12 protein-coding genes and 1 other annotated feature are annotated in these 11,260 nt (G+C 48.1%); all 12 genes read left to right on the top strand.

The features are described 5' to 3' along the window. Positions 1 to 10 precede the first annotated feature (10 nt). The 12 genes from pgeF to pyrP all read left to right on the top strand — a co-directional run bounded on the left by pgeF (position 11) and on the right by pyrP (position 11,128). A complete protein-coding gene (gene pgeF / locus M654_RS10645; protein ID WP_026586885.1) occupies positions 11 to 844 on the top strand; it encodes a peptidoglycan editing factor PgeF in 834 nt (277 codons plus the stop codon). 7 nt (positions 845 to 851) lie between these two features. Continuing rightward, positions 852 to 1,547, top strand: a complete 696-nt coding sequence (locus M654_RS10650) for a YggS family pyridoxal phosphate-dependent enzyme (protein WP_026586886.1) — start codon at positions 852 to 854, stop codon at positions 1,545 to 1,547. Beyond that, a complete protein-coding gene (sepF, locus tag M654_RS10655; RefSeq protein ID WP_026586887.1) occupies positions 1,544 to 1,996 on the top strand; it encodes a cell division protein SepF in 453 nt (150 codons plus the stop codon). Before M654_RS10650 ends, sepF begins: the two co-directional genes overlap by 4 nt. Before the next feature lie 7 nt (positions 1,997 to 2,003). Then, complete coding sequence (locus tag M654_RS10660; RefSeq protein ID WP_026586888.1) at positions 2,004 to 2,279, top strand: YggT family protein; 276 nt, start codon at positions 2,004 to 2,006, stop codon at positions 2,277 to 2,279. 124 nt (positions 2,280 to 2,403) lie between these two features. Then, complete coding sequence (locus M654_RS10665) at positions 2,404 to 3,180, top strand: YlmH family RNA-binding protein (RefSeq protein WP_026586889.1); 777 nt, start codon at positions 2,404 to 2,406, stop codon at positions 3,178 to 3,180. 95 nt (positions 3,181 to 3,275) lie between these two features. Beyond that, positions 3,276 to 3,770 carry a septum site-determining protein DivIVA gene (gene divIVA / locus M654_RS10670; RefSeq protein ID WP_026586890.1) on the top strand — a complete coding sequence of 165 codons (495 nt, stop codon included), beginning with the start codon at positions 3,276 to 3,278 and terminating at the stop codon, positions 3,768 to 3,770. A gap of 62 nt (positions 3,771 to 3,832) precedes the next feature. Then, positions 3,833 to 4,060 (top strand) — a binding site (T-box leader). Positions 4,061 to 4,111: 51 nt separating this feature from the next. Further along, positions 4,112 to 6,874 (top strand): isoleucine--tRNA ligase, encoded by a 2,763-nt coding sequence (gene ileS, locus M654_RS10675; RefSeq protein ID WP_026586891.1) that lies wholly within the window; start codon positions 4,112 to 4,114, stop codon positions 6,872 to 6,874. Between the two features lie 171 nt (positions 6,875 to 7,045). After that, a complete protein-coding gene (locus M654_RS10680) occupies positions 7,046 to 7,411 on the top strand; it encodes a TraR/DksA family transcriptional regulator (protein WP_026586892.1) in 366 nt (121 codons plus the stop codon). Positions 7,412 to 7,455: 44 nt separating this feature from the next. Further along, positions 7,456 to 7,995, top strand: coding sequence for a signal peptidase II (gene lspA, locus M654_RS10685; RefSeq protein WP_256860416.1), 540 nt, complete (start codon positions 7,456 to 7,458; stop codon positions 7,993 to 7,995). Between the two features lies 1 nt (position 7,996). Further along, positions 7,997 to 8,911, top strand: a complete 915-nt coding sequence (locus M654_RS10690; protein WP_026586894.1) for an RluA family pseudouridine synthase — start codon at positions 7,997 to 7,999, stop codon at positions 8,909 to 8,911. A 180-nt stretch (positions 8,912 to 9,091) separates the two neighbouring features. Further along, on the top strand, positions 9,092 to 9,640 hold the full coding sequence (pyrR, locus tag M654_RS10695) for a bifunctional pyr operon transcriptional regulator/uracil phosphoribosyltransferase PyrR (RefSeq protein ID WP_026586895.1): 549 nt from the start codon (positions 9,092 to 9,094) through the stop codon (positions 9,638 to 9,640). A 195-nt stretch (positions 9,641 to 9,835) separates the two neighbouring features. After that, on the top strand, positions 9,836 to 11,128 hold the full coding sequence (pyrP, locus tag M654_RS10700) for a uracil permease PyrP (RefSeq protein WP_026586896.1): 1,293 nt from the start codon (positions 9,836 to 9,838) through the stop codon (positions 11,126 to 11,128). Positions 11,129 to 11,260 lie beyond the last annotated feature (132 nt).

An 11,260-nucleotide genomic window follows, 5' to 3' on the forward strand; every position in this document is an offset into this window, starting at 1 on the left:
GCTGATCACCATGAGTACATATAAACCCTTTCGTCTTGATGCTCCGTCAATGCTTTTGATAGAGGATTGGACGGCGAAAAACGGCGGAGCGATTACAGCCGGATTTACGACAAAAAACGGCGGGGAAAGCAAGCCGCCTTTTCAAACATTAAATACAGGACTGCACGTGCAGGATGATCGGCGGCATGTTGCAAACAACCGAAAAAAAATTGCCGATATTTTAGAGACAGACCTCGATCATTGGGTGTTTGCCGATCAGACCCATGAAGACCGGATTCAAAAAGTGACACACGAACACCGCGGCAGCGGCGCATTACAATATGAAACGGCTCTCCGGGGAACAGACGGGCTTTATACAAACGAGCCAAATGTATTTTTGGCACTCTGTTTTGCGGACTGTGTTCCCGTTTATTTTTATGATCCGGTCCGCTCGCTTGTCGGAATTGCTCACGCCGGATGGAAAGGAACCGTCAAAGGAATCGCCGGCAAAATGATTGAAACCTGGGTCAGACAGGAAGGATCTAATCCCCGCGACATCCAGGCGGTTATCGGGCCTGCGATCGGATCATGCTGCTACATTGTCGATGACCATGTGATGAACAAAGTCAGAAGCCTTCCTCTTCAGCAAGAAGACAAAGCTTTTTTGCCGATAAAAGAAGGGGAGTACCGTCTTGAATTAAAAGAGGTGAACAGACAGCTTCTCATTCATGCGGGAATTCCGAATGATCAGATCAAGGTCAGTTCACTGTGTACGAGCTGCGAGCGTTCGCTGTTTTTCTCCCACCGCAGAGATCAGGGAAAGACGGGACGGATGATGTCCTTCATCGGTTTAAAGGAGGTATAGCTTACAGTTGGATGTAAAAAGCAATTTACGACATATAAATGACAGAATCAACGAAGGGTGTATCAAAGCGGGCAGAACCCCCGATGAAATATCCGTCATCGCTGTCACGAAATATGTTTCCCCGGAACGGGCGCAGGAAGCGCTTGATGCGGGAATCAGGCATTTGGGTGAAAACCGTGATACCGGGCTGCTTCACAAGCTCGATGCTTTGAAAGACAGCGAACCGGTATGGCATTTTATCGGAACCTTGCAGACGAGAAAGGTAAAGGCCATTATCGATCATGTCTCATATATCCATTCTTTAGACAGGCTTTCACTGGCCGACGAGATTCAAAAGAGGGCGAAAAAGCCGGTTGACTGTTTTGTTCAGGTCAACACTTCCCTTGAATCTTCAAAACACGGCATGACAAAAGAAGAAGTTCTTCCTTTTGTAAAAAAACTGTCTGCCTACGAAAACATTCGGATTGCGGGATTAATGACGATGGCTCCTTTTACGGATGATGAGGAGGCAATCAGAAGCTGTTTCCGCCAGCTGAGAGAGCTCGCAGGCGAGGTGCGGCGGCTTGATCAATGGAATGCCCCGTGCGATGAGCTTTCAATGGGCATGTCAAACGACTTTACAATCGCCGTAGAGGAAGGCGCAACATTCGTCAGAATCGGTTCTTCCTTAGTCGGAAATGAAACTGGAGGTGGACAAACATGAGTCTTAAAAACAAGTTTAAAAACTTTTTTTCCTTGGATGACGAGGAATATGAATACGAATATATTGAAACGGACAGGGAAGAAATCCCTGAAGAGCACGAGCCGAAAGACAAAGCCGCCTACCAGTCAAAAGCGGCCGGGAAGCAGAATGTTGTCAGTTTGCAAAGCGTGCAGAAATCTTCTAAAGTGGTGTTAAGTGAGCCCCGTGTATACGCGGAAGCCCAGGAGATCGCCGATCATATCAAAAACCGCCGCGCGGTTGTCGTCAACTTGCAGCGCATCCAGCATGATCAGGCGAAAAGAATCGTCGATTTCTTAAGCGGAACGGTATATGCCCTCGGCGGCGATATTCAGCGGATCGGTGCGGACATCTTCTTATGCACGCCTGAAAACGTCGATGTCTCCGGCACAATTTCCGAGCTCATTGAAGAAGAACATCAGAGGTGGTAAATCGCAGATGATCCTATTTTATATTTACAAAGTTTTAAGCATGCTTCTAACCGTGTATTCCTTTGCGCTGATTATTTACATTTTTATGTCTTGGGTGCCGAATGCAAGAGCAACATCATTCGGCAGGGTTTTGGCGTCCGTGTGTGAGCCGTATCTGGAGCCGTTCAGAAGAATCATTCCCCCGCTTGGCATGATTGACATTTCGCCGATTGTGGCGATCTTCGTCCTGCGGTTCGCAGATATGGGGCTGATCGCGGTCTTCAGAATGCTCGGCGCTTTTTAAGACATCGCCCCTTTAAGGAGGGAAGGGCTTGCCGAAGAACGCGGCAAAGCGCCGCCTTCAAATGTTTTAGGGCAAGTTTTGGCTTGGCTTACAGCCAAGCCTGTTTACTTGGAAAGGATAGACAATGAGCGATATTTACCAGCATTTCAGAAAAGATGAGGAGCCGTTTATTGACAAGGCTCTTGAATGGAAACAAACAGCGGCCGATCAATATCGGATGAAACTGACCGATTTTTTGGACCCGCGGGAGCAGGTGATTTTGAATTCTCTCGTCGGCCAGTCGGATGAGGTGAAGCTCGCCTTTTTCGGCGGCTTTCCTGAAGCCGAACGGAAAAGGGCCGTTTTTTATCCGGAATACGTCGAGCCGTCCGCGGAAGATTTTCAGCTTCAGGCCTATGAAGTGCTGTATCCGCAGAAGTTCGCCTCCATCGAACATCGCGAGCTTCTCGGATCTTTAATGGGGATCGGGCTGAAGCGGCAAAAGTTCGGTGACTTGATCTTTGCGGACGGGACATGGCAGTTTGTTTGTTCGGAAGAGGTCGCTGATTTTGTATTTTCCCAACTTGGGCAAATCGGCAAGGTGAAAGTATCACTGGAAAAAATTCCGCTGTCAAAACTTAAAGTACCGGAGCAAGCTGTCGAAATAAGGGATGACACTGTTTCATCTTTAAGGCTTGATGCGGTTTGCTCGGCAGTGAGCAGACAATCCCGGCAAAAGGCGCAGGTTCTTGTTAAAAACGGACTCGTCAAAGTGAATTGGAAGGTTATCGAAGACCCTTCTTATACACTTCTCGAAGGGGATATGCTGTCCGTGCGCGGTTTTGGCCGCTTCAGGCTGAAAAACATTGACGGCAAAACGAAAAAGGGCAAATGGAGATTGTCGTTTGAACTGCAAAAATAAGCCAATTTCACAGTTTTTTCTCCGTCCGGTCGAATTTTGCTTTATAATGTGAACAAGGACAATTGTACATAAAGAAAATAATGGAGGTGGGCAGCATGCCTTTGACGCCAAATGATATTCATAATAAAACATTTACGAAAGCGTTCCGCGGCTATGATGAAGATGAAGTAAACGAATTTCTGGCCCAGGTGAGAAAAGATTATGAGATCGTGCTGCGCAAAAAAAGCGAGCTTGAAGCAAAGGTGAATGAGCTGGACGAGCGTCTCGGCCATTTCTCAACGATTGAAGAAACATTGAATAAATCGATTCTTGTCGCACAGGAAGCGGCGGAGGACGTAAAGCGCAATTCGGAGAAAGAAGCGAAGCTCATCATCCGCGAGGCTGAAAAAAACGCGGACCGGATTATTAACGAATCGCTCTCTAAATCAAGAAAAATCGCGATGGAAATCGAAGAGCTCAAAAAGCAATCAAAAGTGTTCAGAACCCGATTCCAAATGCTGATTGAAGCACAGCTTGACCTGCTGAAGAATGACGATTGGGATCATCTGCTTGAATACGAAGTCGACGCGGTCATGGATGAAAAAGAATAGATTTTTCATTCATTCTTGACATGTTGTCATGCGTTCGCATATAATACGTTCATAAAATCGAGTGAAAAACGTTTGAGAGGGACCGACATAATTCCTAAATCAGCAATCGAAGCGACCCGGGGGCGGTGTGAGCCCGGGATTGTTGGGATTCATGTGGATCAGCCCTTAAGTTTCCTTTCTGAACCGCGCAGTAGGAAAGGACGTCCCATCACGTTACGATGTTTGAGCGGATAAGCTGCAGCTTATCTAAAAGGGTGGTACCGCGAGATCAAAGCCTTCTCGTCCCTTATGGGATGAAGAGGCTTTTTTTGTTTTAGAAAAGATGTTTTGGAGGAATGATAATGGATTACAAAGACACGCTCTTAATGCCGAAAACGGATTTTCCAATGAGAGGAAACCTGCCGAAACGGGAGCCGGAAATTCAGGGGAAATGGGAGGACATGGATATCTACAGCCTTGTGCAGGAACGGACGGCGGGCAGGCCGATGTTCGTATTGCACGATGGGCCGCCATATGCAAACGGCGACATCCATATGGGTCATGCGCTGAACAAAATTTTAAAAGACTTCATCGTCCGTTCAAGATCAATGAGCGGCTACCACGCGCCGTATGTACCTGGCTGGGATACTCACGGACTGCCGATTGAAACGGCGCTGACAAAAAATAAAAAAGTCAAACGCAAAGAAATGACGGTCGCCGAATTCCGCAAGCTTTGCGAGGAATATGCATGGCAGCAGATCGAAGGCCAAAAGGAGCAGTTTAAACGCCTGGGCGTCAGAGGAGATTGGGAAAATCCATATGTCACGCTGAAGCCTGAGTTTGAAGCACAGCAAATCAAAGTGTTTGGCGAGATGGCAAAAAAAGGCTATATCTACAAAGGGCTGAAGCCTGTGTACTGGTCTCCTTCGAGCGAATCGGCTTTAGCGGAAGCGGAGATCGAGTATCATGACAAGCGCTCACCATCCATTTATGTCGCGTTTGATGTGAAGGATGGCAAAGGGGTTTTAACAAACGGCGAAAAATTCATCATCTGGACGACAACGCCATGGACGATCCCGGCGAACCTTGGAATCGCGGTACATCCTGAGCTGGAATACAGCGTCGTTGCTGCGGGAGGCTCACGCTATGTGATCGCCAGCGCATTGGTGGAAAGCGTAGCAAAAGCGATCGGATTTGAAGATCATGAAATCGTTCAAACGGTTAAAGGAAAAGACTTGGAGCACATCGTGGCCGCTCATCCTTTATACGGCAGAGATTCGCTTGTGATGCTCGGCGAACACGTCACAACAGACGCGGGCACAGGCTGTGTTCATACAGCACCGGGACACGGTGAAGACGACTTTATCATCGGCCAGAAATACGGGCTTGATGTCCTTTGCCCAGTTGATGAAAAAGGGAATATGACAAGCGAAGCGCCTGGATTTGAAGGACTGTTTTACGATCAGGCCAACAAACCGATTACCGAAAAGCTTGAAGAAAAAGGCGCGCTCATGAAGCTGGATTTTATCACCCACTCTTATCCGCACGACTGGAGAACGAAAAAGCCGACGATTTTCCGCGCGACTGCTCAGTGGTTCGCTTCCATCAAAGATTTCAGAAACGAGCTGCTTGAGGCTGTTAAAGAAACGAAGTGGGTGCCTGAATGGGGTGAAACCCGCCTTTACAACATGATTCGCGACCGCGGCGACTGGTGTATTTCAAGACAGCGGGCATGGGGCGTGCCGATTCCGGTATTTTATGCGGAAAACGGTGAACCGATTATCACCGATGAAACGATTGAACACGTCTCCGCTTTGTTCAGGGAGCACGGATCAAACATCTGGTTTGAAAAAGAAGCGAATGAGCTGCTTCCTGAAGGCTTTACACATCCTGGAAGCCCGAACGGCAAGTTTACGAAAGAGCAGGACATCATGGATGTCTGGTTTGATTCAGGTTCATCCCACCAGGCCGTCTTGGAAGAGCGCGATGATTTGGTAAGACCTGCTGACCTTTATCTTGAAGGGTCTGACCAATATCGCGGCTGGTTCAACTCATCGATTTCAACGGCTGTCGCCGTAACGGGAAAAGCGCCGTATAAAGGCGTCCTTTCACACGGTTTTGCGCTTGACGGCGAAGGCCGGAAAATGAGCAAATCGCTCGGCAATGTCGTCGTACCGGCAAAAATCATGAACCAGTTTGGCGCCGATATTCTCAGGCTGTGGGTTGCATCTGTCGATTATCAAGCGGACGTCCGCGTATCTGACGCGATTTTAAAACAGGTCGCAGAAGTATATCGGAAAATCCGCAACACGTTCCGTTTCCTTCACGGAAATATCAGCGATTTTGACCCGGCGAAAGATGCTGTCTCTGCAAACGATCTTCGTGAAGTGGATCAATATATTTTGATCAAGCTGAACAACCTGATTGAAAAAGTGAAAAAAGCGTATGAAGAATATGATTTTGCGGTAATTTATCATGCGGTTCATAACTTCTGTGCAATCGAACTCAGCTCGTTCTATATGGATTTCGCAAAAGACGTCGTCTATATTGAACATGCTGATCACAAAGACCGCCGCAGCATGCAGACTGTTTTTTACGAAACGCTGCTCGCCCTCGTCAAGCTGATCGCGCCGATCCTGCCGCATACAGCAGATGAAATGTGGAGCCACTTTACATTCGTATCGGAACAAAGCGTCCAGCTCAGCGATATGCCGGAGACGAAGGACATTCCGAACGCAAAAGAGACGGAAGAGAAATTCGACCGTTTCATGACGCTCCGCGATGATGTCTTAAAAGCGCTGGAAAACGCCCGTAATGATAAGATCATCGGAAAATCTTCCGTTGCGAGCCTGACGCTTTATCCGAACGAACAATCCAAGGCATTATTAGCTTCCATCAATGAGGATGTCAAACAGCTCTTCATCGTTTCCGAGTTCGCAATCGGCGGAACTGAAGCGGAAGCTCCGGAAGAGGCGCAATCGTTTGAAACAGGAAAAATCGTCGTCGCCCAAGCGGACGGAGAGACTTGTGAACGATGCCGCATGGTCTCAAAAGAAATCGGCCAGGATCCTGACCACCCTGAACTTTGCCCTCGCTGCGCAGGGATTGTCAAAACATATTATTAAAATGAACGCAACAGCGGTTCGGTTTTCCGAGCCGCTGTTTTTTTACTTAAAAAACAGCTTTTTTCAGGAACTGACATCGTTTTGTACGTCAGGAAAAATCTTATGGGCTTGGAGATCGAAATTGTCGGTAACACTAAAGGCACAACGCTAAAAGCAGGAGTTGATTCAGGAGTGAATGACCAGCTGGCGAACATCCATACAGAGCTTCTTCAAATGAAGGAGGAACTGGAGTCAAGATTATTTGAGTATTCCTTTTTTCAACAAGATTCACCGACAATCAATTCATATCAGCAGGCAACTTTGATGTACCATGTAAAAGAAGAACTGCAGGATGTGCTTTTGGCCCTTTCCAAAATAGAAAACGGAACATACGGGATCTGTGAAGAAACGGGTCAGGCGATTCCGCTTGCAAAACTTGCTGTTCTGCCGACTGCGAGAACGGCGAACGATTTTTTGTACCACATTCAGTTTGAGAAAAAGACGCTGCCCATTTGGGCCGAAACAGATGAAACCTACAGTCAAGCACTGTTTTCTTAAATGCCTTAAAGGGGGAAGCTTCGCTTTCCTCTTTAAGGATGTCAATGAATATTCCTTTACTCCGATTCTTTTTCTTGGTAAAATGCTTAAATGAAGAGAAACAGAAACTGGAGGAACAGTGTGTGCCTTATTACATAATTGCACTGATAATCATCGGTATCGACCAATTTACAAAATGGCTTGTCGTCAGCAGGATGGAATACGGAGAAAGCATCCCTGTCATCGACGGCTTCTTTCAGATCACCTCCCACCGGAATACAGGCGCTGCCTGGGGCATTCTTGAAGGGCAGATGTGGTTTTTTTACATCATCACAACGGTCGTCATCATCGGTCTTGTCTACTACATCCAAAAGCATGCAAAAGGGCAAATGCTGCTCGGGACCGCACTCGGCCTGATGCTTGGCGGGGCTGTCGGCAATTTTATCGACCGAGCCGCCAGACAAGAGGTTGTCGACTTTATTCATGTCACGATCGTCAACTATCATTACCCGATTTTCAACATCGCTGATTCATCATTATGCATCGGCGTCCTGCTTTTATTTGTGCAAATGCTGCTAGACGGAAAGAAGAAGAAGGAGCTGTAACATGGAGCAATATGAAATGACCGTTCCGGAAGCCCATAAAAGTGAACGGATTGATAAATACTTGACCGCGGTCGAATCAGACTGGTCGCGGACTCAAGTACAGCAATGGATCAAGGAAGAACGCGTACAGGTAAACGAAAAGGCTGTCAAAGCCAATCACAAAGTGCAGCCGGGAGATGTTGTGAAAGTCGATGTTCCTGAACCGGAGCCGCTCGATGTCGAACCGGAACCGATGGATCTGGATATTTATTATGAGGATCAGGATGTCCTTGTCGTCAATAAACCGCGCGGAATGGTAGTCCACCCTGCTCCCGGCCATCTGACGGGAACGCTTGTCAACGGCTTGATGGCGCACTGCAATGATTTGTCCGGCATCAACGGTGTCATGCGTCCCGGGATCGTCCACCGCATCGATAAAGACACCTCAGGCCTGCTGATGGTTGCCAAAAACGATCTGGCTCATGAATCGCTTGTCAACCAGCTCGTCGATAAAACGGTGACGAGAAAATACACGGCGCTTGTCCATGGTGTCATCCCGCATGACCACGGGACAATCGATGCACCGATCGGCCGGGATAAAAAGGACAGGCAAAGCATGACGGTTACAAGAGAAAACGGCAAGCACGCCGTCACTCACTTTGAAGTGAAAGAACGGTTCGATCATTTTTCCGTTGTTGAGTGCCGTCTGGAAACCGGGAGGACCCATCAAATTCGCGTTCATATGAAATACATCGGTTTTCCTCTGGCCGGGGATCCTAAATACGGTCCGAAAAAAACGATCGATTTCAACGGCCAGGCGCTTCATGCCGGAGTGTTGGGATTTGATCATCCGCGCACAGGGGAATATATCGAATTTGCGGCTCCATTGCCTGAAGATATGAAAACGCTCATCGACAATCTTCGAAATAATCATTGACATGCGGTTTCTTTTTTGAAATAATAAATGCAGTTACATCAGATTCTTTAACACAGTCCAGAGAGGCTGAGAAGGATAGCGGACAAGTGAATGATACCATTCGCTTACAGAACCCCTCTCTGCCTTTTAGCGGAAGGGGTTCTTGTTTTATCCTTAGAAAGAGACGGGGTGCTTTAAGCCATGCACGAACAAGAAAAGGCTGTTGTACTTGACGAACAGGCGATCAGAAGGGCGCTGACAAGAATCGCCCACGAAATGATCGAGCGAAACAAAGGAATGAACAACTGTATCCTTGTCGGCATCAAGACGCGAGGCATCTACTTGGCCAAACGACTCGCCGAACGGATCGAACAAATTGAAGGAAACAGCGTGACGGTGGGAGAACTCGATATTACGCTGTACAGAGACGATTTGTCCAAAAAAACGTCCAATGAAGAACCGCTTGTCAAAGGCGCGGACATCCCGGTTGACATTAATGACCAAAAAGTCATACTCGTGGATGATGTGCTTTTCACAGGACGGACGGTCAGAGCGGCGATGGATGCCCTCGTCGATGTCGGACGTCCATCTGCGATTCAGCTTGCTGTACTGGTTGACAGAGGCCACAGAGAGCTTCCGATCAGGGCTGACTTTATCGGGAAAAACATTCCGACATCAAAAGCCGAAAAGGTTATGGTTGAGCTTCAGGAAGTGGACGGGCGCGACCTTGCCGCAATCTACAAAAAATAAATGATATATCCTTTTTTAAATGCATTCCAGTGAGTTTGCAAAGAGGGATCTAGACACTAACTTAAAGTCACCGCCAGCAGTGACGGTTTTTGTCTGCCTCTTTGCGCACATATGCAAAGAGGCTTTTTTTATGGCGTTATCTTGACAACATAAGAAGACATCATAGATTACGAATCGAACATCAGGAGGAAAATTATGAGCATGAAAAATATGAACTTAGATGTAAGAGATGTGCCAAAACCGCTGAATTGGCTATCCTTCAGCCTTCAGCATCTGTTCGCCATGTTTGGCGCGACCATCCTTGTGCCGAAGCTTGTCGGCTTAAGCCCGGGAGTGGCGCTGATTACGAGTGGACTCGGAACACTTGCCTACCTGTTGATCACGAAAGGGCAGATTCCCGCCTACCTAGGTTCATCGTTCGCCTTTATCTCGCCGATTCTTGCAGCCAAAGCGGCCGGCGGGCCGGCAGCTGCCATGATCGGGGCCTTTATGGCCGGAATCGTCTACGGATTGATTGCCCTTTTCATTCAGCGGCTGGGAACGGGCTGGCTGATGAAGCTTCTTCCGCCGGTCGTCATCGGACCGGTTATCATCGTCATCGGACTCGGACTGGCGAGTACAGCGGTCAATATGGCAATGTATGAAAATCCGAACGCCGAAACGCTTGTCTACAGCGCCAAACACTTTGGCGTAGCCGGGTTTACGCTGGCAGTGACCATCATCTGTGCCATTTTCTTGCGCGGATTCTTCAGCCTGATCCCGGTGTTGATCGGAATTATTTGCGGATACTTGTACGCGCTCACCCAAGGGATTGTCGACTTTCAAATCGTGGCTGATGCCAAATGGTTTGCGGTTCCTGATTTTGTTCTCCCGTTTGTCGATTATACGCCGGGTATAGCCGCTATTGTCACCGGTCTTGCGATGGTTCCTGTCGCATTCGTCACCATGTCGGAACATATCGGCCACCAGATGGTGTTAAGCAAAGTGGTTGGCCGCGATTTCATCAACAAGCCGGGGCTTCACCGCTCCATCTTCGGTGACAGTGTGGCCACAATGCTTGCTTCATGCTTGGGCGGACCGCCGACAACAACGTACGGCGAAAATATCGGTGTCCTGGCGATCACACGGGTATTCAGCGTGTTTGTCATCGGAGGAGCGGCCGTCATCGCACTTTGCTTCGGGTTTATCGGCAAGGTGTCGGCGCTGATCAGCTCAGTTCCGTCTGCTGTCATGGGCGGTGTATCCTTCCTGCTCTTCGGCATCATCGCTTCTAGCGGACTGCGGATGCTGATTGACAATAAAATCGATTTGGAAAATAAGCGAAACCTGATCATTTCATCCGTCATCCTCGTCATTGGAGTCGGCGGCGCATTTATCAAAATCTCCGGATTCGAACTGTCCAGCATGGCGCTGGCGGCTATCGTCGGCGTCATATTGAACCTTGTCCTGCCTGAATCCAAGGAAGAGCAGGATGCGACAGAAGTGTAAAAAGCAAATATGAAGACCTTTTAATTGAAGTCCAGAGAGGCTTGGAAGGGTTGTTAACAAGAGAAGTGCTGTCACATTCTCTGATTTACTGTACCCCAAGCTCCCATGGCTTGGGGTTTTTTTTACGGAAAA

The sequence above is a fragment of the Bacillus sp. NSP9.1 genome (assembly GCF_000465465.2).
GTDB classification, from domain to species: Bacteria; Bacillota; Bacilli; order Bacillales; family Bacillaceae; genus Bacillus; species Bacillus sonorensis_A.